Here is a 23,675-nt window from a genome sequence, read left to right on the forward strand (position 1 = left end):
GGGCCCCCCCAAAGCCACAAACAGGACCAGCGACACCAAAGGAAACCAACAGACCGCACCCCCCCCCCGCACCCCCCCCCCCCCTCTCCCCCCCCGCGGTCGGGGTGTCGGTAACGGTCACTTGACCTTGTCCGCGGCCTCGGCGAGCGCCTTCGCGTAGTCGTCCAGGACGTACGGGATCGACAGCGGGGTGGGGTTGGCGGCGGTGGCCAGCGGGGTGCTGCCGGGCAGCAGATAGATGGAGCCCCGCTTCACGGCGGCCAGCTTGGAGGTGAGCGGGTCGTCCTTGAGGGCCCCCAGCAGTTCGCCGGTGTCGTCGCCGTAGCCGGTGATGATGTCGACGTCGTTGAAGTCGTCGATGCGCTCGGCGCTCTTGGTGAGGACGAACTTCTTCGTCGACTCGGACGGCCCGGAGACGCTCGCGGGGATCCTCATGCCGAGGTCGGTGAAGAACTGGGTGCGGGTGTCGTGGGTCGTGTAGAAGCCGACCTGGCTGACGTCCTTGGAGGACACGTGCGTCATGAACATCGCCGTCTTGCCCTTGAGCTGGGGGTACTTGGCGGCGGTCTTGCTGATCCGCCCCTCGAGGTCGCCGATGAGCTTGTCGCCCTCCTCGGCGAGTCCGATGGCCTTGCTGTTCTGGCGGATGATGTCGCGCCACGGGGTCGCCCAGGCGGCCTCGGGGTAGGCCACGACGGGGGCGATCTGGCTGAGGGTCTCGTAGTCCTGCTCGGTCAGCCCGGAGTACGCGGCGAGGATGACGTCGGGCCTGGTGTCGGCGACGGCCTCGAAGTCGATGCCGTCGGTCTCGTCGAAGAGGACGGGCGTCTTGGCGTCGAGTTCCTTGAGGCGCTTCTCGGTCCAGGGCAGTACGCCGTCCCCGTCGTCGTCGCCGAAGTTGGCCTTGGCCATGCCGACGGGGACGACGCCGAGTGCGAGCGGCACCTCCTCGTTGGCCCAGTTCACGGTGGCGACGCGCTTGGGCTTGGACGGGACGACGGTGGTCCCGAGCGCGTGCTTCACCGTCACGGGGAACTGACCGGAGCCGTCGGCGCCGGCGGCGCCGCTGTCGTCCTGCTTCCCCTGGTCGCCGTCCTGGCCGCCGCAGGCGGTGAGGCCGAACAGGAGGGCCGCCGCGAGGGCGAGCACACGAAGGCGTGGAGTTCTCATCGACCCGTGGTGTCACTTTCGGTCGGCGGTGCCGGGGCCCGCGCTCCGGCACGCGGACTCGGCGGCCGGGAAGCAGGGCACAGCACGCGCGCCAGCTAGTTAGGTAAGGCTTACCTGCACAGGTTATGGAGTCGGCGCGCGCGCATCAATCGAGTCTTTTGGACAGGCCGTGTAGCGATCGGGACATCCTTGGCCCGTCAGCGGGTCCGTCAGCGGGTCCGTCAGCGAGTCCGGAAGCTGCCCGGAGTGGTCCCGGTGGTCCGCCGGAAGGCCGCCCCGAAGGCGCTCGCCGAGCGGTAGCCGACCGCGTCGGCCACCACGTCGACCTCGAATCCACGGGAGAGCAGCTGCACGGCGTGCTGGGCCCGTACCGCGGCGACCCAACGGGCGAAACTGGTGCCCGTCTCGGTCCGGAACGCCCGGGTCAGTGTGCGGGCGCTGCACCCGAGGGAGGCCGCCCAGCCGGCCAGCGTCCGCTGGTGTGCGGGATCGGCCCGTACCGCGTCCACGATCGGCCGCAGCAACGGGGACGTGGGCAGCTGCACCAACAGCGCCCGGGGCGACGGCCGCAGGACGTCGAGGACCATCGTCTCGGTCACGGCCCGGGAACGCGACGTCAGGTCCTCCTCTTCCAGCCGCTCCAGGAGCAGCCGGAGCAGCGGGGTGATGTCCACGGCGACCGGTACGTCGGGCAGCGCCGACACCGTGCCGTGCCGGAAGAAGTGGGCCCGGTACGAGGTGCCCGCGACCGCGGAGGCGGAGTGCAACTGCCCCGCCGGCATCCACAGTCCCAGCGTCGGCGTGACGCACCACACCCGGGAGCCCACCACGACCGTGGACGCGCCGTGCTCGTTCCAGAGCAGTTCGTGCCACGGGTGCGAGTGCTCGTTCCAGGCCGTGTCGTCGGCGACGACCTCCTCGTACCCCTTGATCACGAAGGGCACGTCCACCTCGCCGGCGGCGAGCGTCGGCAGCTCCCTGGTGACCCGCATGCGGTCAGGCTAACCGGCACCGGCCGCCGGCCCCGTACGCGGGTGGGACGGCCCCGGGAACACCGTGATCGGCTCCGCTGTTGCCCCTCATGTGCGGAAACGGAGGCGGATCGGTGCACGGTGAATACAAGATCCCCGGCGGCAAGCTGGTCGTCGTGGACGTGGAGGCCGACGGCGGTGTGCTGCGGCACGTGCGCGTGGCGGGCGACTTCTTCCTGGAACCGGACGAGGCGCTGGACGCCGTGAACCGCGCGCTGGAGGGCGCCCCCGCGGACACCGACGCCGCCGGACTCGCCGCGCGGATCGACGCGGCGCTGCCCGAGGGCACCGTGATGTACGGGCTGACCTCGGAGGGCGTCGGCATCGCCGTGCGCCGGGCCCTGGCGCACGCCACGGACTGGACGGACTACGACTGGCAGCTGATCCACGAGGGCCCGCAGCCCCCCGCCCTGCACATGGCGCTTGACGAGGTGCTGACCGCCGAGGTCGCCGCGGGCCGGCGCCCTCCGACGCTCAGGGTGTGGGAGTGGGGCGCCCCGGCGGTGATCATCGAGCTTCCAGTCGCTGCGCAACGAGGTGGACGCCGAGAGCGCCGCCCGCCACGGCATCGAGGTGGTGCGCCGGATCTCCGGCGGTGGCGCCATGTTCGTGGAGCCCGGCAACACCATCACCTACTCGCTGTCCGTGCCGGAGGCGCTGGTGCAGGGGCTCTCCTTCCAGGACAGCTACGCCTACCTCGACGACTGGGTGCTCGGCGCCCTCGGCGAGATGGGGATCCGCGCCTGGTACCAGCCGCTGAACGACATCGCCACCGACCAGGGCAAGATCGCGGGAGCCGCCCAGAAGCGCGTCGTGGGGCCGGGCGGCGGTCCCGGCGCCGTGCTGCACCACGTGACCATGTCGTACGACATCGACGCGGACAAGATGCTGGAAGTGCTGCGCATCGGGCGGGAGAAGATGTCCGACAAGGGCATCAGGAGCGCGAAGAAGCGGGTGGACCCGCTGCGCCGGCAGACCGGGCTGGCGCGGGAGGCCGTCATCGAGCGGATGATCGAGTCGTTCGCCGGCCGGTACGGGCTCGCCCAGGGAAAGGTGACCGACGAGGAGCTGGCCCGGGCGCGGGAGCTGGCCGGCACCAAGTTCGGCTCCGACGGGTGGACGGCACGGGTCCCCTAGGGTCCGTTCTCCCGCTGACGTGCCTCCACCAGGCCCGACTCGTAGGCGAACACCACGAGTTGGGCCCGGTCCCGGGCGCCCAGCTTGGTCATCGCGCGGCTGATGTGTGTCTTGGCGGTCAACGGGCTGATCACCATGTGCACGGCGATCTCCTCGTTGCTCAGGCCGCGGGCGGCGAGCGCGGTGACCTCGCGTTCGCGGCGGGTGAGGCGGTCCAGGCCGGGGGCGGTGGCGCGGTCCGGGGGCCGGGAGACGAACTCGCCGATCAGGGTGCGGGTGACCGACGGGGAGAGCAGCGCCTCACCGCGTGCCACCACCTCGATGGCCTGGAGCAGGTCGGCGGGCTCGGTGTCCTTCAGGAGGAAGCCGCTGGCTCCCGCCCGCAGCGCCTCGAAGACGTACTCGTCCAGACCGTAGTTGGTGAGGATGACCACGCGGACGGCGGCGAGCGCCGGGTCGGCGGCGATGCGGCGGGTCGCCTCGATGCCCGACATCACGGGCATCTGCACGTCGACCAGCGCCACGTCGGGCACCCGGTCCCGCACCAGTGCCACGCCCTGCTCGCCGTCGGCCGCCTCGCCGACCACCTCGATGCCGTCCTCGGCGTCGAGGAGGGCCCGGAAGCCGGCGCGCATCAGCGCCTGGTCGTCGACGAGCGCCACCCGCAGGACCTCGTTCATACCGTCTCTCCCAGCGGCAGCCGGGCCCGCACCGAGAAGCCGCCCTCCGCGCGCGGGGCGGCGCCCAGGGTGCCGCCTAGAGCCGTCACGCGTTCGCGCATGCCGGTCAGGCCGGTGCCCGGCGTCGGCGGGCGGGCCGGGTCGGCCGCTCCGTCGTCCTCCACGTCGATCGCCAACCGCCCCTCGCTCCCCCTGCCGTAGTCGATGAGAACCGTCACCTTCGCCGGTCCCGCGTGCCGTGCCGCGTTCGTGAGGGCCTCCTGGACGATGCGGTAGGCGGCCCGGTCGACGGCCTGCGGCAGCGGGCGCTCGTCACCGGTGACCGTCAGGTCGACGGCCAGACCGGCGGCGCGGGCCCGCTCCACGAGCAGTGCCGGGGTGCCGGTGGGTTCGTCGGCGCGCAGCACCTGGAGGGCGGAGCGCAGTTCGCGCATCGCCTCGCCACTGGCCTCCTGGATGGCGAGCAGCGCCGGCGGCACCTCATCGCCGCGTTTGCGGGCCAGGTGGACCGCGACGCCCGCCTGGAGCTTGACGATGGAGATGCTGTGCGTGAGCGAGTCGTGCAACTCCCGGGCGATGCGCAGGCGTTCCTCACCGGCGCGGCGCAGGGCCGCCTCCTCCCGGGTGCGCTCCGCCTCCAGGGCGCGCTGCTCGGTCTGGCGCAGGTACGCCTGCCAGTTCCGGTCGGCGAGCCCGGTCACCACCGCGCACAGAAACCAGCCGGCGAGCAACCCGGCCCGCTCGGCCACCTCCTGCGTCCCGGGGCCGGTCGCCACGTACCCGGCCAGGAACACCGCGCCGCCGGCCGCGGCGACGCCCCGGTGGCCGACCCGGGCTGCGGTGTGCACGGCGCCCAGGACGGGCAGCGCGGAGAGCGGCCCGGGGTGGGCGTGCACGACGTACGCCGTGCCGAGCACGGTGGCGACGGCCAGCACCGCGCGCGGGGCGACGCGGTGGAAGGCGAGCGCCGCCGAGGCGAGGGCGATCAGCGCGTGGTCGAGGGCCCGGGTGTCGTCGTCGAAGGCGGCGACGGTCATACCGAGGGCGCCGACCACGACCGCGAGGACCGTGTCGGCGAGCCATCTGCGATCGATCCGACGCCCACTCATGCCCGCACCCTAGACGGCCTCGCCGACGGTCGCGTCGGCCCTGTGGACGGCTTGCGGACTACTCCCGGCGAAGTAGTGCCCCGCCGGACCGGACCTCGGTGGCGCAGCGCCGACCGCATCCGGCCGTACGACGACCGCGGGCGCCCCGGTGGCGCACGCTGCTGTCCATGCCCACACCCTTCCGTCACACCGAACCCCTGCCACCGAAGGCGGCCACCGGCCGCGTCGCCGAGGTCTACGCACAGGCGGCGCGGGACTTCGGCATTCCCGAGCCCGCCCCGTTCGTGGTCCTCTCCTCCGCCCCCGCGCTCGTCGCCCCGGCCTGGGCGCTGATGCGCGAGTCCCTGATCGCCGGCCCCGGCGGCCGGACCGGCAAGGAGGTCGCCGCCTTCGGGGTGTCGCAGGCCAACAAGTGCCGGTTCTGCGTGGACGCGCACACCATGCTGCTGCACGCGACCGGCGACCACGCCCTGGCCGAGCGGCTGGCCCGGGGTCAGGAGCCGGCCGACGAGCAGCACGCGCGCGTGCTCGACTGGGCGCGGCGCACCCGGGTCCCGGGGGCCGCGCGGGAGCCGTATCCGTTCCCGCGCGAGGAGGCTCCCGGCTATCTCGGGACCGCGCTGGCCTTCCACTTCATCAACCGCGTCGTGTCGGCCCTGGTGACCGAAAACCTGCTCCCGGCCGACGCGCAGCGGCTGCGTCCGGTGCGGAGCCTGGCGGGCCGGTCGCTGTCCCGCACCGTGCGCCGCCCGGCCGTGCCCGGTGCGGCCCTGCCCCTGCTCGACGACCCCGGCCCGGGACCGGCGTGGGCGGCGGGTACACCGGTCGGTCCCGCGTACGCGGCACTGAGCACCACCGCCACGATGGGCGCCGGTCTCCTCGACGCCGACGACCAGGCCCTCGTACGCGCCACCCTGCGTGACTGGGACGGGTCGCACCCGCCCCTCGTCCAAGGGCCCTTCCCCGACCGGCGGGAGCGGCCCGGCGCGCGGCTGGCGCTGCTGGCCGCGCTCGCGCCGGGCGGGATCACGGACGCGGACGTCGCGGCATGGCGCCGGCCCGAGCACACCGACCACTGCCTGGTGCACCTCGTCGCGTACGGCGCGTTCGCCGCCGTGGACCGCATCGAGACCGCCCTGACCGCACCCACCGCCCCGTCCACCCCTCAGGAGACCTCATGACCCTCGTCGCCGACCCCCGTCCGGCCGAGGCCTGGAACGGCCCCGGCGTCGACATCTCGGCACCTCTGCTGGAGCGGGCACGTGCGAGCACAGCGGCCGAGGGGATCGAGAACGCGGCGTACGTGTGCGCCGAGACGGTCTGGGGCCGGGACGTGCGGGATGCCGTCGAGTTCCTCCTGTCGCGCGTACCGGGCGGCGCGCTCCCCGCCTCGCGGCTCGCCGGTCCGGAGGAGGTCCTGCGCCCGTTCGACACCGGCACCGGTGTGCGGTTGCGGGCCGGCGTGTGGCTGGTGACGGCCGTCCGGCCCTGACGGCTCCCTCGCCGGGCCAGGCGTTGAGGCCGTCCGGCCTTGACGGCTTCCCGCCGGACCAGGTGCCGGGGCCGTCCGGCCTTGACGGCCCCTCGCCCGGAACAGGCGTTCCCGTTCGTCTGCGTCACCGCGCGGCCACGGACCGAGTTCGCCCTTCCGCCCCACGGGGACTCGTGTGACACTGGCGTCCCGTCCGCAGTGCGGACCCTCTCCGCACCGTCCCCCACGAGAAGTGCGCCGTGCGTTCTCTTCCCCTGCCGCTCGCCCTGACCGCGCGTCTGGCGCCGGTCGCCGTGCTCGCCACGGCGGGCTGGGCGCTGTCGTCCGGGCCGGACACGTCACCGGCCGCGAAGGACAAGACGCCGCCCGACACCACGAACCGGTCCGCCTCCGCACCGGCGACCGAGGCGGTGACGAAGACGTACGCCGCCGCTCCGGCACCCTGCGAGAGCCTGGCCCGGAAGACGGTCACCTCACTGGTGCCGGGTGCCGAGGCGGCCGGCAAGGAGATCCCCTCGACGGACACCGATGTGCGCCGCACCTGCTCCTGGAACGCGCTCAAGGGGTACGACTACCGGTGGCTCGACGTCTCCTACGAGGTGATGAAGTCGGACGAGGCAGCGCTGAAGTCGTACAAGGGGCGGGTCGCCGACCGGAGCGGCGGTGGCGAGGTCCCGGGGCTCGGCGACGCGGCGTACTCCGTCGTGAACCTCACCACCGAGGACAAGCAGCAGACACGCGAGGGCACCGTGCTGGTCCGCGCGTCCAACGCCCTGGTGATGATCACGTACAACGGCAGCGACTTCGAGTCGAAGAAGGCACCGAGTACGGACACGATCAACAAGGGTGCCATCAAGGCGGCCAAGGAGGCGGTGGCCGCCCTGGACGACGGTCAGAGCTGAGCCGGACCGGCCGGCACACGAGGTGGCCGGGTGGCGGGCAGCAGCATCAGCGCCAGGTAGAGCACCATGGAGGTGCCGAGGCCCACCGCCCAGCCGTAGTCGGCCAGCGGCTCCAGGAACGGCACGGGCCTGCCGTCGATCAGCGGGTGGAAGTCGGCGCCCCCGATGGCCAGGACGCCGCCGACGAGGAAGGCGACGACCGCCCGCCAGTTCCAGCCCCGGTCGTACCAGTAGCGTCCGCCCGTGCGGTACAGGTCGACGAGGTCGAGACGGGCGCGGCGCAGGATCCAGTAGTCCGCGATGAGGATGCCGGCGACCGTGCCGAGCAGCCCGCCGACCAGGCCGAGCCAGGTGAAGATGTAGCCCTGCGGGTCGGAGTACATTCCACGGGAAGATCAGCACGGCGAGGACGCAGGTGATGAGCGCGCCCGCCCGGAAACTCACCTTGCGCGGGGCGACGTTGGAGAAGTCGAAGGCCGGTGAGACCAGGTTGGCCGCGATGTTCACGGACAGGGTCGCCACCAGGACGGTGACGAGGGCGAAGAGCAGCCCCACCACGTTGTCCGTCTTCGCGGCGAGTTTCACCGGGTCCCAGATGGCCTCCCCGTACACCGCCTGCGAGCCGGAGGTGACCATCACGGAGAGGAACGCGAAGAGCGTCATGGTGGTCGGCAGGCCGAGGGCCTGGCCGCGGGTCTGCGCCTTCTGGCTCTTTCCGTAGCGTGTGAAGTCCGGGATGTTGAGGGACAGCGTGGACCAGAAGCCGATCATGCCCATGAGGGAGGGCCAGAACAGCTTCCAGAAGTCGCCGCCCCAGCCCAGCCGCGACGGCTGGTCGAAGAGCGGGCCGAAGCCGCCCGCCTTGTCGGCCATCCACCACAGCATCACGAACGCGCCGACCAGCACGAAGGGCGCCGCCCAGTTCTCGAAGCGGCGGATCGTCTCCATGCCCCGGTAGATGATGGCGACCTGGATGGCCCAGAAGATCGCGAACGACAGCCACATCGTCCAGGCGTGGCCGCCGAACGTCGCCGCGTTCGTCCAGCCGTCGCCGATCAGCTTTCCGGCCAGGAAGTAGATCGCCTCACCGCCGATCCAGGTCTGGATGCCGAACCAGCCGCACGCCACCAGCGCCCGCACCACGGCGGGCAGGTTGGCGCCGCGGATGCCGAAGGAGGCGCGGGCGAACACCGGGAAGGGGATGCCGTACCTGGGTCCCGCGTGCCCGGTGAGCAGCATCGGCAGGAGCACGATCACGTTGGCCAGGGCGATGGTGAACACCGCCTGCTTCCAGTCCATGCCGACGGCGATCAGACCGGAGGCCAGCGTCCAGGAGGCCGTGTTGTGGGCCATGCCGACCCACAGGGCGGAGAAGTTGTACGTGGTCCAGGTGCGCCCCTCGACGGGGACGGGCAGCAGGTCCTCGTTGGCGTAGGGGCCGCTCGGCGGCGGGGAGCCGGGGGCGAGCTCCACGCGCCCGTCGGGGAGGGTGACTTGGGCGGACGGCGGTATCGCCGTGGGCGCGGTGTCGGTCATGGGCAGGCCAATCGTGCGGTGGGACGGGAGAGGCCGTGCGGGCGGTGCCGAGGGGGGTGCGCGGGTGCCGCGTCCTTAAGTCCTCTTCCCCTCGGATCAGAGGGGAAGAGGGAGGGGTCAGGCGTCGACGGCCGGGATGATCTCCGTGCCGTAGGCGTCGATCACGGCTTCCTGCGCGTCGTGCATGTCGTAGAGCGCGAACTGGTCGACGCCGAGGGCGCGCAGGGCGCCCAGCTTCTCGATGTGTTTCTCGGCCGGACCGATCAGGCAGAACCGGTCGACGATCTCGTCCGGCACGAAGCGCGTGTCCGGGTTGCCGCTGCGTCCGTGGTGGGCGTAGTCGTAGCCCTCGCGGGCCTTGATGTAGTCGGTGAGTTCGTCGGGTACGGCGGCGGAGTGGGCGCCGTACTTCTCGACGAGGTCGGCCACGTGGTTGCCGACCATGCCGCCGAACCAGCGGCACTGCTCGCGCGCGTGGGCGAGCGCCTCGGGCGAGTCGTCGGCGGTGACGTAGGCCGGGGCGGCGACGCAGATCCGCACCTCGGACGGGTCCCGCCCGGCGGCGACGGCGGCGTCCTTCACGGCCTTGACCATGTACTCGGTCAGGTAGAGGTCGGCGAGCTGGAGGATGAAGCCGTCGGCCTCCTCGCCGGTCATCTTCAGCGCCTTCGGTCCGTACGCCGCCATCCACACGGGCACTTCGGCGCCCGGTTTGATCCAGGGGAACCTGATGACGGTGCCGCCGCCGAGGTCGGCCTCCTCTCCCCTGCCCAGCGCCCGGATGACCTTCATGGCCTCGCTGATGCGGGCCAGGGTGTTGGGCTTGCGACCGGCGACGCGCATCGCGGAGTCGCCGCGGCCGATGCCGCAGACGGTGCGGTTGCCGAACATGTCGTTGAGGGTGGCGAAGGTGGAGGCGGTCACCTCCCAGGTACGGGTGCCCGGGTTGGTGACCATCGGGCCGACCTTGAGTTCCGAGGTCTGGGCCAGGATCTGGCTGTAGATCACGAATGGTTCCTGCCACAGCACGGCGGAGTCGAAGGTCCAGCCGTGGCTGAAGCCGTTGCTCTCCGCCCGCTTCATCAGGTCGACCACGCGGGAGGCGGGTGGGTCGGTCTGCAGGACGAGTCCGAAGTCCATGGGCGCCGCTCCTAGTTCAGGTACTGACAGGTGGCGCGCGGGGTGTAGACGCCGTGGCCCTTGCGCCCGGTGTACTCCCGCTCGGTGACGACCGGTACGCCGCGCGAGAGCACGGTCTCCACGCGGCCGCTGATCCGCTTGCCCTCGTACGCCGAGTAGTCGACGTTCATGTGGTGGGTCTCGGCGGAGATGACCTGCTCGGCGTGCGGGTCGTAGACGACCACGTCGGCGTCGGCGCCCGGGGCGATGGTGCCCTTCTTCGGGTACAGGCCGAACATGCGGGCCGGGGTGGCGCAGGCGATCTCGATCCAGCGGCGCCGGGTGATGTGCCCGTCGACGACGGCCTGGTGGAGCAGGTCCATGCGGTTCTCGACGCCCGGCATGCCGTTGGGGATCTTGGAGAAGTCGCCCCGGCCCAGCTCCTTCTGGCCGCTGAAGCAGAAGGGACAGTGGTCGGTGGAGACCACCTGGAGGTCGTTGGTCCGCAGGCCCCGCCACAGGGCCGCCTGGTGCTCGCGCGGGCGCAGCGGAGTGCTGCACACGTACTTGGCGCCCTCGAAGTCGGGCTCGGCGAGGTTGTCGGTGGACAGGAAGAGGTACTGCGGGCAGGTCTCGCCAAAAACGTTCAGGCCCTCGTCGCGGGCCCGGGTCAGCTCCGCGACCGCCTCCGTCGCGGAGACGTGCACGACGTACAGGGGCGCGCCGGCGACCTGGGCGAGCTTGATGGCGCGGTGGGTCGCCTCGGCCTCCAGGAGGGCCTTGCGTACCTCGCCGTGGAAGCGGGGGTCGGTCTCACCGCGGGCGAGGGCCTGTTCGACCAGGACGTCGATGGCGATGCCGTTCTCGGCGTGCATCATGATCAGGCCGCCGTTCTCGGCGGCGCGCTGCATGGCGCGCAGGATCTGGCCGTCGTCGGAGTAGAAGACGCCGGGGTAGGCCATGAACTGCTTGAAGGAGGTCACGCCCTCCTCCACCAGCAGGTCCATCTCCTTGAGCGTCTTCTGGTTCACGTCGGAGACGATCATGTGGAAGGCGTAGTCGATCGCGCAGTTGCCTTCGGCCTTGGCGTGCCAGGCGTCCAGGCCCGAGCGCAGGGAGTGTCCGACGCTCTGGATGGCGAAGTCGACGATCGTGGTCGTACCGCCCCAGGCGGCGGCCCGGGTGCCGGTCTCGAAGGTGTCGGCGGCGTAGGTGCCGCCGAAGGGCATCTCCATGTGGGTGTGGCCGTCGACGCCGCCCGGGATGACGTACTTGCCGCTCGCGTCGATGACCTGCTCGGCCGTGAAGGCCTGGGTGGCCGGGGTGCCGGTCGCGGCGAGGGCGGCGATGCGGCCGTCCTCGATCAGGACGTCGGCGTGGATCTCGTCGGACGCGGTGACGACGAGGCCACCGCGGATGACGGTACGGCTGCTCATGCTGCTGTTCCCTCCTGTCAGGTGCCCCGGTCGGTCAGGGCGCGGTCAGCGGGGAGTACGCGCCCGGCGCCCGGTCGCGGTAGAACTGCCAGCGGTCGCGCACCTCGCGCAGCTTGCCCATGTCGAGGTCGCGGACGACGAGTTCGCTCTCCTTGTCGCTCGCCACCTCGCCCACGAACCGGGCCTCCGGGTCGACGAAGTACGAGGTGCCGTAGAAGTCGTTGTCGCCCAACTCCTCGACGCCGACCCGGTTGATGGCGCCCACGAAGTACTCGTTGGCGACGGCCGCCGCCGGCTGCTCCAGCTGCCACAGGTAGCCGGACAGGCCGCGCGAGGTGGCCGACGGGTTGAAGACGATCTCGGCGCCTTCGAGGCCCAGCGCCCGCCAGCCCTCCGGGAAGTGCCGGTCGTAGCAGATGTAGACGCCGACCTTGCCGACGGCGGTGTCGAAGACGGGCCAGCCGCTGTTGCCGGGGCGGAAGTAGAACTTCTCCCAGAAGCCGCGCACCTGCGGGATGTGCGTCTTGCGGTACTTGCCGAGGTAGGAGCCGTCGGCGTCGATCACGGCGGCGGTGTTGTACAGGACGCCGGGCTGCTCCTCCTCGTACATCGGGAGCACCAGGACGATGCCGTGCTCGCGGGCGAGCCGCTGGAAGCGCTCGACGATCGGGCCATCGGGGACGCGCTCGGCGTAGGCGTAGAACTCGGGGTCCTGGACCTGGCAGAAGTACGGTCCGTAGAACAGCTCCTGGAAGCACAGGATCTGTGCCCCCTGGGCGGCGGCGTCGCGGACCGCCTGCTCGTGGACCTGGATCATCGATTCCTTGTCGCCCGTCCAGGCGGTCTGGAAGAGCGCGGCACGGATCACTCGGCTCATCTTCGGCCTCCACTCGCTCGGTGTGCTGCGAGCCTAGGAAGGGCGGACGGCCGAATTGAGTGGCACGGTGTCACGTCTGCGAGGGTCGGGCATTGCACGGTGTCACCCCTGTTGCGCGTCGTGGGCGAGGAGCGCGATGTGGACGGAGGCGGCCTGCTCGAAGTCGTCGAGGTCCACGCCGAGGCGGCCCTGTATGGCCTCCAGACGGCGGTAGAGGGCGGGCCGGGAGACGTGGTGGAGCCGGGCGGTGCGGGACTTGTTGCGGCCGGTGGCGAGGTAGGTGCGCAGTACGGACAGCAGGTCCTCGTCGGGGCTGCGCAGCAGTCCGTCCAGCTCCCGCTCGGCGAAAGACTGCACGTGCGGGTCGTCGCGCAGCAGCCGGACCAGTCCGCGCAGGTGGATGTCGCGCAGGCGCACGACGGGCGGCGGGTCGAGGGCGGTCGCGGAGTCGGCCACGGCGTCGGCGACGTGCCGGGCCTCGCGCAGGCCGGCCGGTACGTCGTCCCAGGCGGCGCGGGCGTCGGCCGCCGCCACCACGGCGTGCGAGGACTCCGGCTCCGACCGCAGCCGGGCAGCGAAGTGGGCGGTCAGCGCCCTGGCGTCCTGGTCGGGGGCGAGGCTGAGCAGGACGGCGCCGGCACCGTCGGCGAGTTCCGCGACGATCCCGGGCAGGCCAAGGAGCCGCAGCACGCGGTTCAGCCGGGCGGGTTCCTGGTCGCGGACGACGAGCGGGACGAAGACGCGCCGGTTGACCGGCAGTCCGGCCGCGCGCGCCCGGGGCAGCAGTTGCCGTGCCGGTACGGCGCCGCTGACCAGGTCGGTGAGCAGGCTCCGCGCGGACTGCTCCTCCCAGGAGTCCCAGGAGCTGCCGGGGTTCCCGGAGCCCCCGGCGTGGGTCCCGTCGCAGCCGCGCATGCGGTGCAGGACGAGGGCCTCGGCGGCGCGGTCGGCGAGCAGCCGGCCGGCGGCCCGGTCACCGCGGTAGCCGCACAGCACCAGCCGCCCCCAGCGCTCCCCGCGGCCGCTCAGCTCGGCGCGGATCCAGCCGTCGGCCGTCCCGGCACCGGCCTGGCGGGCGATGCGCTCCCAGTCCCGGAGCACGTCGTCGACCGCGGGCCGCTCCCCCGCCGTGGCGAGGACGCGGTGGGCGAGGTTGGTGACGACGACCGGGCAGCCGCCGTGCCGGGCCACCTCGTCGAGGAGGCGCTGCACGGGGGCGCCCGCGGTGATCAGTCCGGTCAGTTCGGTGCGTACGGCCTCGGAGAGGCTGACGGCGGCGAACTTGCGCCGCAGCAGCCGGGACTGCACCTCCTCGGTCAGTTCGGCGAAGGGGAAGGGCCGGTGCAGGACGACCATGGGCAGACCGCACCGCTCGGCCACCCGGCGCATCACGTCCGGCGGGGCGGGGAAGGCGCGGCCGAGACCGAGTACGACGGCCGCGGCCTCCGCGCGGTGCAGGGAGCGGATGTACTCACCCTGCTTGTCCTCGTCGCCGGCGAGCAGCACCCCGGTGGTGAGCACCATCTCGCCGCCGCTGAGCATCACGCCGACGTCGGCGGCCTCGGCGACGTGCACCCAGCGCACGGGCCGGTCGAGCCGGTGCTCGCCGGCCACCACCTCGGGCTGCCCGGCGAGCACCCGCTCCAGGGTGAGGACCTGACGGACCGACAGAGCGGGTTCCCAGGGCTGCTGGTCCTGGTCCCAGGTGGTGGTCATGGCGGCGCCTCCTCGGCTCGGGACGCGGCTCTCAGATGCTCCGCAGAGCGCGTTCCAGGATCGCGGCGCCCTCCTCGGCCTCCGCGACGGTGAGGGACAGGGGCGGGGCGACGCGCAGGACGCTGGTGCTGTGGCCGCCGCCCTTGCCGATGAGCAGCCCGCCCGCGCGGGCCTCCTCCAGCACGGTGGACGCCGCCTCGGGGGCGGCCTCGTCGGTGCCGGGCCGGGCCAGCTCGATGCCGATCATCAACCCGCGCCCGCGCACCTCCCGTACGTGCGGCACCTGGGCGGCGACGGCCCGCAGCCGTTCGATGAGCATGCCGCCGACGCGCCGGGCGTTGCCCTGGAGGTCGTGTTCCAGGAGGTACGTGAGGTTGGCGAGGCCGGCCGCCATGGTGACCTGGGTGCCGCCGAAGGTGGAGATGCTGTTGGCGTCCAGGCAGTTCATGATCTCGGCGCGGGCGATGACGCCGCCGACGGACATGCCGTTGCCGATGCCCTTGGCGAAGGTCACGATGTCCGGCGGGCCGCCGCGCCCGTGGGCCTGCCAGCCCCAGAAGTGCTCGCCGGTGCGGCCCCAGCCGGTCTGCACCTCGTCGGCGATCCACAGGATGCCCCGCTCGTGCAGCACCTCGCGGAAGGCCGCGTACAGGCCGTCCGGCGGTGAGGTGAAACCGCCGACGCCCTGGACGGGTTCGGCGATCAGCGCGGCGGGCGGGCGGGTGTGGCCGAGGAGGTCCTTCAGGTCGGCGACGCAGGCGTCGATGAAGTCGCGGTCGTCCAGGTGCGCGTAGGGGCCGCGGGTGCGTACGCCGCCGTGGACGTACAGCGTCTGGAGCGGGGAGAGCGAGGTCGGGGACCAGCCGCGGTTGCCGGTGATGCCGACCGAGCTGAAGGAGCGGCCGTGGTAGCTGTTGCGCATCGCCAGGATCGTGTTGCTGCGCCGGTGGACGGTGGCGAGCAGCAGCGCGGTGTCGTTGGCCTCGGTGCCGGAGGTGGTGAAGAAGACGCGGGCGTCCGGGATGGCGGATACCTGGGCGACGCGTTCGGCGAGTTCGACCATGGGCCGGTTGAGGTAGAGCGTGGAGGAGTGGATGATCCGCCCGGCCTGCTCGCTCACGGCCTTGGTCACCTCGGGCAGGGCGTGCGCGGTCATCGTGGTGAGGATGCCGCCGAAGAAGTCGAGGTACTTGTTGCCGGCGGCGTCCCAGACGTGGCGGCCCTCGCCGTGCGTGATCTCCAGCGGGTCCTCGTAGTACAGGGCGAGCCAGTCGGGCAGGACGGCGCGGTGCCGGCCGAACAGGTCCCTGGTCACGGCCGCACCAGCCCTTCGTAGGCGTCGGGGCGGCGGTCGCGGTAGAAGGCCCACTGCTGCCGCACCTCGTCGATGAGGTCGAAGTCGAGGTCGCGGACGACGAGTTCCTCCTTGGTGTCGCTGGCGGTCTCGCCGACGAACTGCCCGCGCGGGTCCACGAAGTACGACGTCCCGTAGAAGTCGTTGTCCCCGTACTCCTCCTGCCCGACCCGGTTGATCGCGGCGACGAAGTACTCGTTGGCGACGGCCGCGGCGGGCTGTTCGAGCCGCCACAGGTGGGCGGAGAGGCCGCGGTGCGTGGCGGAGGGGTTGTAGACCAGCTGGGCGCCGCCGAGGCCGAGTTGCCGCCAGCCCTCGGGGAAGTGCCGGTCGTAGCAGATGTAGACGCCGACCTTGCCCACGGCGGTGTCGAAGACGGGCCAGCCGAGGTTGCCGGGACGGAAGTAGAACTTCTCCCAGAAGCCCTTCACCTGCGGGATGTGATGCTTGCGGTACGTCCCGAGGACGGTGCCGTCGGCGTCGATCACGGCCGCGGTGTTGTAGTAGAAGCCGGACTGCTCGACCTCGAAGACGGGGACGACGATCACCATGCCGGTCTCGCGCGCGAGGGCCTGCATGCGGCGGGTGGTCGGGCCGTCGGGCACGGGCTCGGCCCAGCGGTAGTGCTCGGGGTCCTGGACCTGGCAGAAGTAGGGGGCGTTGAAGACTTCCTGGAAGCCGATGACCTTGGCCCCCTGCCGGGCCGCCTCCCGGGCGTGCTCCTCGTGTTTCGCCACCATGGACTCGGTGTCGCCGGTCCAGGTGGCCTGGACCAGAGCGGCACGTACGACGTTGGCCATGAGCTGCTCCTTCGACACGACGCCAGAGCCTCTACGCCCGTAGAGCAGGCAGTAGAGGGACGAACGTAAGCCTGGCCGGACGGGCTTGCCAAGACCATCGTCGCCAAGCCGTGGTGTCGATCGCGATTCGCACTCCTGTGGGTGAGTGGTGGGGCTGGTGGGGTGGCTGAGGCGTGCCTCAGGTGGCGAACCCGGCGACGCGGAGGGCGTGGACGAGGTCCCGGTGGTGTTGGTCGGAGACTCCGTGGGCCGCCGCCAGCAACAGCGGTACGAGGACCGGCGGGGCGGGTTCGGCGCTGCGGGCGGCCTCTTCCGGGGTGCGGGCGCGGACGCAGGCGTCGAGGAGCGCGCGGCCCTCGCGGTGCCGGCCCTCGGCGACCAGGGCGAGGACGGCGGCGCCGATCTCGGCGGCGGGACGTACCACGCCCTGCCGCAGGATCTGCTCCCCGTCGGCTCCGCGTCCGGCCGCGGCGAGGGCGTCGGCGGCGGCGACCAAGTTCTCGGCGGGCAGGGAGGCGGTCTCCCACAGCAGGGTCGTCCAGTCGGCGCCGAGTCCGGCCTGTTCCAGCCGGGTGGCGAGCAGCGGGAAGCGGGCGGCGGGCCCGTGCGCGGCCTCGGCCAACAGGGCGTGCGCCTCCCCACCGCGCCCCTCGGCACGCAGCCGCGTCAGCGCCTCGACGAGGCGGTCGGCCGCCGCCCGGTCCGCCGCCGTCACGGTCGGTGGCTCGGGCCGTGGTGCCGGCTGCTCCACCGCCTTCGCGGTACCGGCGAAACGCGCGCCGCGCGGAGTGCGTTTCCCCTCCGGGGCGGCGAACGGGCTCGGTAGGCGGTCCGGCGCTACGGCGGCGAGGGCCGCGTCCTCCTCGACGACCCCGGCGAAACGCGCACCGCCCCGGCGGCGTTTGCGGGGCCCCGCGCCTTCGGCACCGGCCTTGCCGCGCGGCGGCCGTGCCGTCCCGAGCGGGCGGCCCGCCCGCTCGGGCCCTTCGGAAACGGCACCTCCCCCAGCGGCCTGCGCCCCGCCCTCCGTGGCCATGGCGTCGGGCGCGCGGATCCCGGTGCCCGTCCCGGCCTCCCCCAGCCGGACGGCCTCCGTGCGGCGGTCCAGCTCCGCCGTCCGGGCCCGGATCTCGGCGCACCTGGCCGTTGCCCGGGCGTGGTCGTCGCGGGCCCAGGCCAGGTCGAGGCGGAGGGCGTCGGCCGCCTCCCGGTCGGTGGCCGAAGCGAGCAGGCGGCCCAGTTCCACCTGGCGTTCGGCGGCGTACCGCTGCTCGCGGAGCATGACGTCGAGCCGGTCACCGAGGGCGTCCCGGGCGTCGGGGAGGGAGTCGTACGCGGTGAGCGCGGCGGCGTGCAGGGGACGGGCCCGGTCCGTCTCCGCCGTGGCGGCGGGGGCGCCGTACCGGCCGGCGAAGTCCTGGAGCAGGGCCTCCACCACGTCCCAGGGCGGCATCTCGCGCCCGTCGAGACAGGCCCGCATGCCGTCGGGGTCGCGCTGCCAGAACACTCCGCACCAGCCGCCCTCCTGGTCCAGGAGCGTCAGCAGGTCGGTCAGGTACTGGGCGAACCGCCGTACCCGACCCGGCAGTTGTTCCACGGCCATCGCTCGACTCCCGCCCCACGGAGGACACCGGTCCGGTCCATCCGGTCCACCCGGTCACGTAGGGAACACCAGTCGTGTTACGACGCCGCTACGGCGAGTTTTCGAGGAGTGTCGTCACACCACCCTCACACCACCGCCAGTGCGCACCGCCCCGCCAGCTCGTCCATGGACAGCCCCAGCGCACGGGCCAGCGCGGACACCGTGAAGAACGCCGGGGTCGGCGCACGGCCGGTCTCGATCTTGCGCAGGGTCTCGGCGGAGACGCCCGCCTCGGCCGCGACCTCCGTCATGCTCCGCTCGCCGCGGGCCGCACGCAGCAGCCTCCCGAGCTGCTCGCCGCGTTCACGCTCTTCGGGGGTCAGGGGTGTGCGTACCATGCCGTCATTCTAATACCGGTTTCCCGTACCGGACCGGGGCGGGCCGGAGCCAATTAAAATACCGGTATAGTAATTGGCATGGTGGAACTGAAGACAGACACGTCGATCGATGCCATGTACGAGGCCGGCCAGGTCGTCGCACGCGCCCTGACCGCCGTACGGCGGGCCGCGGACGTGGGGGTGTCCCTGCTGGAGCTGGACGAGGTGGCGCACGAGGTGCTGCGGGCGGCGGGGGCGGCGTCACCGTTCCTCGGCTACCGGCCTTCTTTCGCCCCGACGCCCTTCCCGGCCGTCATCTGCGCGTCGGTGAACGACGCGATCGTGCACGGCATCCCGGACGGTTACCGGTTGCGCGACGGCGACCTCGTCTCCATCGACTGCGGCGCGATCCTGGCAGGCTGGGCCGGCGACTCGGCGGTCAGCTTCACCGTGGGCACCCCGCGGGCGGCGGACGTGACGCTGATCGAGTCCGCGGAGCGGGCCCTCGCGGCCGGCATCGACGCGGCCGTCGTCGGCAACCGCATCGGCGACATCGCGCACGCCATCGGCTCGGTGTGCCGGACGGCCGGCTACGGGATCATGGAGGACTTCGGGGGCCACGGCATCGGCCGGCGCATGCACGAGGACCCCGGGGTCCCGAACGAAGGCCGGCCGGGACGCGGACTGCCCCTGCGGCACGGCATGGTCATCGCCATCGAGCCCATGCTGATCGGCGGCGGCCGGGACGACTACCACTGCGCAGCGGACGGCTGGACCCTGCGCACGAACGACGGCTCCCGGGCGGCGCACGTGGAGCACACGGTGGCGATCACGGAGGCCGGTCCGCGCGTCCTGACCTCGCGGGACGGCCTCTGAGGCGGTCCGGGGACCGGGGTTGCCGCACATGCCCGCAGGAACAGAACGTGTCATGTTGGGCATGAGCGCACCCCGCCCGGGTTACCCGGCCCCGGCACGTCGATCAGCGAGGCAGCGGAGGACCGGAAACGATGAGCAGCGGCTTCATGGGCCCGGAGGGTGACCCGTTCGCGGAATTCCTGGCACGCTTCTTCGGCGGGCCCAGGCCGAGGCAGATCGACATCGGGCGGCTGCTCAGCCAGCCCGCCCGGGAGCTGGTGCGCGGCGCCGCCCAGTACGCCGCGGAGCACGGCAGCCGGGACCTGGACACCGAGCACCTGCTGCGGGCCGCGCTCGCCACCGAGCCGACCCGGGGTCTGCTCAGCCGGGCCGGTGCCGACCCCGACGCGATGGCGTCGCAGATCGACGAGCGGACCGGCCCGGTGCAGCATCCGCCGGGCGAGGTCCCGCCGCCGACCTCGCTCTCCCTGACCCCGGCCGTCAAGCGCGCCCTGCTGGACGCGCACGAGCTGGCCCGGTCGACCGGCACCGGGTACATCGGCCCGGAGCACGTGCTCAGCGCCCTGGCCGCCAACCCCGACTCGGCCGCCGGGCACATCCTGAACGCGGCCCGGTTCGCGCCCTCGGGTCTGCCGACGGAGCCGCCGGACGCCGCGAAGGGCCGCACGGAGGGGCCGCGGTCCACGAACACGCCGACCCTGGACAAGTACGGCCGCGACCTCACCGACCTGGCCCAGCAGGGCCGGATCGACCCGGTGATCGGGCGCGAGGAGGAGATCGAGCAGACCGTGGAGGTGCTCTCCCGCCGCGGCAAGAACAACCCGGTGCTGATCGGTGACGCGGGCGTCGGCAAGACCGCCGTGGTGGAAGGGCTGGCCCAACGCATCACGGACGGCGACGTGCCCGACGTCCTGATCGGACGCCGGGTGGTCGCGCTGGACCTGACCGGCGTGGTCGCCGGCACCCGCTACCGGGGCGACTTCGAGGAGCGGATGAACAACATCGTGGGCGAGATCCGCGCCCACTCCGAGCAGCTGATCATCTTCATCGACGAGCTGCACACCGTCGTCGGCGCGGGCGGTGGCGGCGAGGGCGGCTCGATGGACGCCGGGAACATCCTCAAGCCGGCCCTGGCCCGCGGGGAGCTGCACATCGTGGGCGCCACCACGCTGGAGGAGTACCGCAGGATCGAGAAGGACGCGGCGCTCGCCCGCCGCTTCCAGCCGATCCTGGTGCCCGAGCCCACCACCGCGGACGCGATCGAGATCCTGCGCGGCCTGCGCGACCGCTACGAGGCCCACCACCAGGTCCGCTACACCGACGAGGCGCTGGTGGCGGCCGTGGAGATGTCCGACCGCTACCTCACCGACCGCCGGCTGCCGGACAAGGCCATCGACCTGATCGACCAGGCCGGCGCCCGGGTGCGGCTGCGGGCCCGCACCAAGGGCACGGACGTACGCGCCATGGAGCGCGAGGTCGACCAGCTGATCCGGGACAAGGACCAGGCGGTCACGGACGAGCAGTACGAGCAGGCCACGCAACTACGGGACCGGATCACCGAGCTGAAGCAGCGGATCACCGAGGCCGACGGCGGCGGCGAGGCCGACGAGGGCCTGAACCTGGTGGTCGGCACCGAGTCCATCGCCGAGGTGGTGTCCCGGCAGACCGGCATCCCGGTCAGCAGCCTCACCCAGGAGGAGAAGGACCGCCTGCTGGGCCTGGAGTCCCACCTGCACGAGCGGGTCGTCGGCCAGGACGAGGCCGTACGGGTCGTCTCCGACGCCGTACTGCGCTCCCGCGCCGGGCTCGCCAGCCCCGACCGGCCCATCGGCAGCTTCCTCTTCCTCGGCCCGACCGGCGTCGGCAAGACCGAGCTGGCGCGGGCGCTGGCGGAGGCACTGTTCGGCAGCGAGGACCGCATGGTCCGGCTCGACATGAGCGAGTACCAGGAACGCCACACCGTCAGCCGCCTGGTCGGCGCCCCGCCCGGCTACGTCGGGCACGAGGAGGCCGGCCAGCTCACCGAGGTGGTGCGCAGGCACCCGTACTCGCTGCTCCTGCTCGACGAGGTGGAGAAGGCGCACCCGGACGTCTTCAACATCCTGCTCCAGGTGCTGGACGACGGGCGGCTGACCGACTCGCAGGGCCGGACGGTGGACTTCAGCAACACGGTCGTCGTGATGACCAGCAACCTGGGCTCCGACGTGATCACCCGGCGCGGAGCGGGTATCGGCTTCGGCCCCGGTGGTTCGGAGGCTGACGAGGAGGCCCGGCGCGAGCAGGTGTTGCGCCCGCTGCGCGAGCACTTCCGGCCCGAATTCCTCAACCGCATCGACGAGATCGTCGTCTTCCGCCAGCTCAGCGGCGAACAACTGCGGCAGATCACCAGCCTGCTCCTGGAGCAGACCCGCCGGATGGTGCACGCGCAGGGCGTCACCGCCGAGTTCACCGACGCGGCCGTGGACTGGCTCGCCGAACGTGGCTACCAGCCCGAGTACGGCGCCCGTCCGCTGCGCCGCACCATCCAGCGCGAGGTCGACAACGAGCTGTCCCGGCTGCTGCTGGACGGCCGCATCGCGGACGGCGGCCGGGTGACGGTCGACGTCGAGGACGGGCGGCTGGCGTTCCGGACGCCCGAGCGGCCCGTCCCCGAACTGTGACCCGCGCTACCCGACGGGCCTGACCACCATCGCCGAACCACCGCCGCGCCGTTCCTTCTCGGCGGCGGCCAGCCACTTGCCGTTCGGCAGCCGCTGCACGCCGGTCGCCGCGCCGATCTCGGGGTTGGACTTGAACGAGTGCCCGAGCGCCTCCAGCTCGCCCCGCAGTCCGCTGTCGTAGAGCCCGGGTTCGAGTTCCGTCTGCGCGGCGTTGCGCTGGCTGGCGCGCGGGGCGGCGATCGCGTCGACGAGCGGGAGTCCGCGGTCGATGACGCCGGTGAGGGTCTGGAGCACGGTGGTGATGATGGTGGCGCCGCCGGGCGAACCGACCGCGACGACCGGCTTGTGGTGCTGGTCCAGCACGATCGTCGGCGCGATCGACGACCGCGGGCGCTTGCCGGGGCCCGGCAGGTTCGGGTCGTGGACGGCCGGGTTGGCCGGGGCGAAGGAGAAGTCCGTCAGCTCGTTGTTGAGCAGGAAGCCGCGGTCGGGCACGGTGATGCCGCTGCCGCCGGTCTGCTCGATGGTGAGCGTGTAGGCGACGACGTTCCCCCACCTGTCGGCCACCGTCAGGTGCGTGGTGCTCTCCCCCTCGTACGTCGTCGGCGCCGCCGTCCCGCCGCGCGCGCAGGGTGCGGGGTGCCTCGGGTCGCCGGGCGCGAGGGGGCTGGTGAGCGCCGCGTCGTCCTTGATCAGGCACTCGCGCGAGTCGGCGTACCGCTGGGACAGCAGTTCCTTCGTGGGTACGTCCTCGAAGGCGGGGTCGCCGACCCAGCGCCCCCGGTCGGCGAAGGCGATACGGCTCGCCTCGATGAAGCGGTGCAGGTAACGGGCCTTGCTCGCCTTGGAGAGGTCGGTGCGCTCCAGGATGTTGAGGGCCTCGCCGACCGTGGTGCCGCCGGAGGAGGAGGGCGCGATGGAGTAGACGTTCAGGCCGCGGTACGAGGTCCGGGTCGGCGCCTGGAGCTTGGTCTCGTAGGCCGCGAGGTCCTTCGCGGACAGGTCGCCGGGGCGGGCGTTCCAGCCGGAGTCCGGGTCGACGGGGGGCTCGTTGACGGTGGCGACGATGTCCTCGCCGAGTTCACCGTGGTAGATCGCGCCGACGCCCTCGCGGCCCAGTTCCTTGTAGGTGCGCGCCAGGTCCGGGTTCTTGAACGTGGAGCCGACGACCGGGAGTTCGCCGCCCGGCAGGAACAACTCGGTGGTGTCCGGGAAGTAACGGAACCGCTGTTCGTTGGCGGCGGTCTGGGAGCGGAAGGTGTCGTCGACGGTGAAGCCGTGCCGGGCCAGGTGCTCGGCGGGCTTGAGCACGGAGCCGAGCCTCCGGCTGCCCCACTTGTCGAGCGCGGTCTGCCAGGTGGCGGGTGTGCCCGGGGTGCCGACGGCGAGGCCGCTGCTGACGGCGTCGGCGAAGGGGATCGGCTCGCCGTTCTCCGTGAAGAGGTTCTCGTCGGCGGTCAGCGGAGCGGTCTCGCGGCCGTCGATGGTGCGCACCGTACGGGACTTGGCGTCGTAGTAGACGAAGTAGCCGCCTCCGCCGATGCCGGCGGAGTAGGGCTCGGTGACACCCAGGGCGGCCGCGGTGGCCACGGCGGCGTCGACGGCGTTGCCGCCCTTGCGCAGGATCTCGATGCCGGCGGCGGAGGCGTCCGGGTCGACGCTGGCGACCGCGCCGCCGTAGCCGACGGCGACCGGGGTCTTCGGGGCGGCGGGTCTGCTCTGGGCGGTGGGTGGCGCCGCCGCCCCCACCGACACCACGGCGACCGAGACCGCCAGAACCGTCAGTTTCCGTGCGACAGGGCGACGCATCCGCACCTCCAG

The 23,675-nt window shown here is 72.4% G+C and carries 18 protein-coding genes and 2 pseudogenes; 6 read left to right on the plus strand and 14 right to left on the minus strand.

The window, feature by feature from the left end; translation table 11 throughout:
- Positions 1 to 117: 117 nt before the first annotated feature.
- Positions 118 to 1,170, minus strand: coding sequence for an iron-siderophore ABC transporter substrate-binding protein (locus tag ACFCZF_RS34310; RefSeq protein ID WP_376674962.1), 1,053 nt, complete (start codon positions 1,168 to 1,170; stop codon positions 118 to 120).
- Positions 1,171 to 1,391: 221 nt separating this feature from the next.
- Positions 1,392 to 2,162, minus strand: a complete 771-nt coding sequence (locus tag ACFCZF_RS34315) for a helix-turn-helix transcriptional regulator (protein WP_376674963.1) — start codon at positions 2,160 to 2,162, stop codon at positions 1,392 to 1,394.
- Positions 2,163 to 2,275: 113 nt separating this feature from the next.
- On the opposite strand from ACFCZF_RS34315, the pseudogene ACFCZF_RS34320 reads away from it, so the two are divergent.
- Positions 2,276 to 3,338: pseudogene (locus tag ACFCZF_RS34320) on the plus strand (biotin/lipoate A/B protein ligase family protein).
- Here ACFCZF_RS34320 and ACFCZF_RS34325 read toward each other — a convergent pair.
- Together ACFCZF_RS34325 and ACFCZF_RS34330 are read right to left on the minus strand one after the other, a co-directional pair.
- Entirely contained in the window at positions 3,335 to 4,018 is a 684-nt protein-coding gene (locus tag ACFCZF_RS34325; protein WP_376674964.1) for a response regulator, read from the minus strand. The pseudogene ACFCZF_RS34320 and the gene ACFCZF_RS34325 sit on opposite strands and share 4 nt — an antisense overlap.
- Complete coding sequence (locus tag ACFCZF_RS34330; RefSeq protein ID WP_376674965.1) at positions 4,015 to 5,127, minus strand: sensor histidine kinase; 1,113 nt, start codon at positions 5,125 to 5,127, stop codon at positions 4,015 to 4,017. Before ACFCZF_RS34330 ends, ACFCZF_RS34325 begins: the two co-directional genes overlap by 4 nt.
- Positions 5,128 to 5,294: 167 nt before the next feature.
- On the opposite strand from ACFCZF_RS34330, the gene ACFCZF_RS34335 reads away from it, so the two are divergent.
- From ACFCZF_RS34335 to ACFCZF_RS34345, 3 genes are all read left to right on the plus strand, one after another.
- The gene (locus tag ACFCZF_RS34335) at positions 5,295 to 6,308 is read left to right on the plus strand and encodes a carboxymuconolactone decarboxylase family protein (protein WP_376674966.1); all 1,014 of its coding nucleotides are present in this window, start codon (positions 5,295 to 5,297) and stop codon (positions 6,306 to 6,308) included.
- Positions 6,305 to 6,619, plus strand: a complete 315-nt coding sequence (locus ACFCZF_RS34340) for a hypothetical protein (RefSeq protein ID WP_376674967.1) — start codon at positions 6,305 to 6,307, stop codon at positions 6,617 to 6,619. The genes ACFCZF_RS34335 and ACFCZF_RS34340 overlap by 4 nt, the downstream gene beginning before the upstream one ends.
- A gap of 239 nt (positions 6,620 to 6,858) precedes the next feature.
- The gene (locus ACFCZF_RS34345; protein ID WP_375917747.1) at positions 6,859 to 7,521 is read left to right on the plus strand and encodes a hypothetical protein; all 663 of its coding nucleotides are present in this window, start codon (positions 6,859 to 6,861) and stop codon (positions 7,519 to 7,521) included.
- Here the strand turns inward: ACFCZF_RS34345 and ACFCZF_RS34350 are convergent.
- The 9 genes and pseudogenes from ACFCZF_RS34350 to ACFCZF_RS34390 all read right to left on the minus strand — a co-directional run bounded on the left by ACFCZF_RS34350 (position 7,512) and on the right by ACFCZF_RS34390 (position 18,339).
- Positions 7,512 to 9,057 (minus strand): annotated as a pseudogene (locus tag ACFCZF_RS34350) (NCS1 family nucleobase:cation symporter-1). The gene ACFCZF_RS34345 and the pseudogene ACFCZF_RS34350 sit on opposite strands and share 10 nt — an antisense overlap.
- 117 nt (positions 9,058 to 9,174) lie before the next feature.
- A complete protein-coding gene (locus ACFCZF_RS34355; RefSeq protein WP_376674968.1) occupies positions 9,175 to 10,197 on the minus strand; it encodes a TIGR03842 family LLM class F420-dependent oxidoreductase in 1,023 nt (340 codons plus the stop codon).
- 11 nt (positions 10,198 to 10,208) lie between these two features.
- Positions 10,209 to 11,612: a dihydropyrimidinase gene (hydA, locus tag ACFCZF_RS34360; RefSeq protein WP_376674969.1), complete on the minus strand. Its 1,404-nt coding sequence runs from the start codon at positions 11,610 to 11,612 to the stop codon at positions 10,209 to 10,211.
- A 34-nt stretch (positions 11,613 to 11,646) separates the two neighbouring features.
- On the minus strand, positions 11,647 to 12,489 hold the full coding sequence (locus ACFCZF_RS34365; RefSeq protein WP_376674970.1) for a nitrilase-related carbon-nitrogen hydrolase: 843 nt from the start codon (positions 12,487 to 12,489) through the stop codon (positions 11,647 to 11,649).
- A gap of 102 nt (positions 12,490 to 12,591) precedes the next feature.
- Complete coding sequence (locus ACFCZF_RS34370) at positions 12,592 to 14,205, minus strand: PucR family transcriptional regulator (protein ID WP_376674971.1); 1,614 nt, start codon at positions 14,203 to 14,205, stop codon at positions 12,592 to 12,594.
- 31 nt (positions 14,206 to 14,236) lie between these two features.
- Entirely contained in the window at positions 14,237 to 15,520 is a 1,284-nt protein-coding gene (locus ACFCZF_RS34375; RefSeq protein ID WP_376674972.1) for an aspartate aminotransferase family protein, read from the minus strand.
- Positions 15,517 to 16,359 carry a nitrilase-related carbon-nitrogen hydrolase gene (locus ACFCZF_RS34380; RefSeq protein WP_376674973.1) on the minus strand — a complete coding sequence of 281 codons (843 nt, stop codon included), beginning with the start codon at positions 16,357 to 16,359 and terminating at the stop codon, positions 15,517 to 15,519. Before ACFCZF_RS34380 ends, ACFCZF_RS34375 begins: the two co-directional genes overlap by 4 nt.
- A gap of 178 nt (positions 16,360 to 16,537) precedes the next feature.
- Complete coding sequence (locus ACFCZF_RS34385; protein ID WP_376674974.1) at positions 16,538 to 17,962, minus strand: hypothetical protein; 1,425 nt, start codon at positions 17,960 to 17,962, stop codon at positions 16,538 to 16,540.
- A gap of 125 nt (positions 17,963 to 18,087) precedes the next feature.
- Positions 18,088 to 18,339: a helix-turn-helix domain-containing protein gene (locus ACFCZF_RS34390; protein ID WP_375917721.1), complete on the minus strand. Its 252-nt coding sequence runs from the start codon at positions 18,337 to 18,339 to the stop codon at positions 18,088 to 18,090.
- 78 nt (positions 18,340 to 18,417) lie between these two features.
- On the opposite strand from ACFCZF_RS34390, the gene map reads away from it, so the two are divergent.
- Together map and ACFCZF_RS34400 are read left to right on the plus strand one after the other, a co-directional pair.
- Positions 18,418 to 19,194 carry a type I methionyl aminopeptidase gene (map, locus tag ACFCZF_RS34395; RefSeq protein WP_376674975.1) on the plus strand — a complete coding sequence of 259 codons (777 nt, stop codon included), beginning with the start codon at positions 18,418 to 18,420 and terminating at the stop codon, positions 19,192 to 19,194.
- A gap of 131 nt (positions 19,195 to 19,325) precedes the next feature.
- Positions 19,326 to 21,854, plus strand: a complete 2,529-nt coding sequence (locus ACFCZF_RS34400; RefSeq protein WP_376674976.1) for an ATP-dependent Clp protease ATP-binding subunit — start codon at positions 19,326 to 19,328, stop codon at positions 21,852 to 21,854.
- A 6-nt stretch (positions 21,855 to 21,860) separates the two neighbouring features.
- Here ACFCZF_RS34400 and ggt read toward each other — a convergent pair whose 3' ends face one another.
- Positions 21,861 to 23,663 carry a gamma-glutamyltransferase gene (gene ggt / locus ACFCZF_RS34405; RefSeq protein WP_376674977.1) on the minus strand — a complete coding sequence of 601 codons (1,803 nt, stop codon included), beginning with the start codon at positions 23,661 to 23,663 and terminating at the stop codon, positions 21,861 to 21,863.
- Positions 23,664 to 23,675 lie beyond the last annotated feature (12 nt).

The sequence above is a fragment of the Streptomyces sp. NPDC056296 genome (assembly GCF_042268605.1).
Classification (GTDB): Bacteria; Actinomycetota; Actinomycetes; order Streptomycetales; family Streptomycetaceae; genus Streptomyces.

What these genes read in the sequence shown, in the direction of transcription:
- ACFCZF_RS34310 (WP_376674962.1), bottom strand. Translation starts at nt 1,170, where the DNA reads ATGAGAACTCCACGCCTTCGTGTGCTCGCCCTCGCGGCGGCCCTCCTG.
- ACFCZF_RS34315 (WP_376674963.1), bottom strand. Translation starts at nt 2,162, where the DNA reads ATGCGGGTCACCAGGGAGCTGCCGACGCTCGCCGCCGGCGAGGTGGAC.
- ACFCZF_RS34325 (WP_376674964.1), bottom strand. Translation starts at nt 4,018, where the DNA reads ATGAACGAGGTCCTGCGGGTGGCGCTCGTCGACGACCAGGCGCTGATG.
- ACFCZF_RS34330 (WP_376674965.1), bottom strand. Translation starts at nt 5,127, where the DNA reads ATGAGTGGGCGTCGGATCGATCGCAGATGGCTCGCCGACACGGTCCTC.
- ACFCZF_RS34335 (WP_376674966.1), top strand. Translation starts at nt 5,295, where the DNA reads ATGCCCACACCCTTCCGTCACACCGAACCCCTGCCACCGAAGGCGGCC.
- ACFCZF_RS34340 (WP_376674967.1), top strand. Translation starts at nt 6,305, where the DNA reads ATGACCCTCGTCGCCGACCCCCGTCCGGCCGAGGCCTGGAACGGCCCC.
- ACFCZF_RS34355 (WP_376674968.1), bottom strand. Translation starts at nt 10,197, where the DNA reads ATGGACTTCGGACTCGTCCTGCAGACCGACCCACCCGCCTCCCGCGTG.
- hydA (WP_376674969.1), bottom strand. Translation starts at nt 11,612, where the DNA reads ATGAGCAGCCGTACCGTCATCCGCGGTGGCCTCGTCGTCACCGCGTCC.
- ACFCZF_RS34365 (WP_376674970.1), bottom strand. Translation starts at nt 12,489, where the DNA reads ATGAGCCGAGTGATCCGTGCCGCGCTCTTCCAGACCGCCTGGACGGGC.
- ACFCZF_RS34370 (WP_376674971.1), bottom strand. Translation starts at nt 14,205, where the DNA reads ATGACCACCACCTGGGACCAGGACCAGCAGCCCTGGGAACCCGCTCTG.
- ACFCZF_RS34380 (WP_376674973.1), bottom strand. Translation starts at nt 16,359, where the DNA reads ATGGCCAACGTCGTACGTGCCGCTCTGGTCCAGGCCACCTGGACCGGC.
- ACFCZF_RS34385 (WP_376674974.1), bottom strand. Translation starts at nt 17,962, where the DNA reads ATGGCCGTGGAACAACTGCCGGGTCGGGTACGGCGGTTCGCCCAGTAC.
- ACFCZF_RS34390 (WP_375917721.1), bottom strand. Translation starts at nt 18,339, where the DNA reads ATGGTACGCACACCCCTGACCCCCGAAGAGCGTGAACGCGGCGAGCAG.
- map (WP_376674975.1), top strand. Translation starts at nt 18,418, where the DNA reads ATGGTGGAACTGAAGACAGACACGTCGATCGATGCCATGTACGAGGCC.
- ACFCZF_RS34400 (WP_376674976.1), top strand. Translation starts at nt 19,326, where the DNA reads ATGAGCAGCGGCTTCATGGGCCCGGAGGGTGACCCGTTCGCGGAATTC.
- ggt (WP_376674977.1), bottom strand. Translation starts at nt 23,663, where the DNA reads ATGCGTCGCCCTGTCGCACGGAAACTGACGGTTCTGGCGGTCTCGGTC.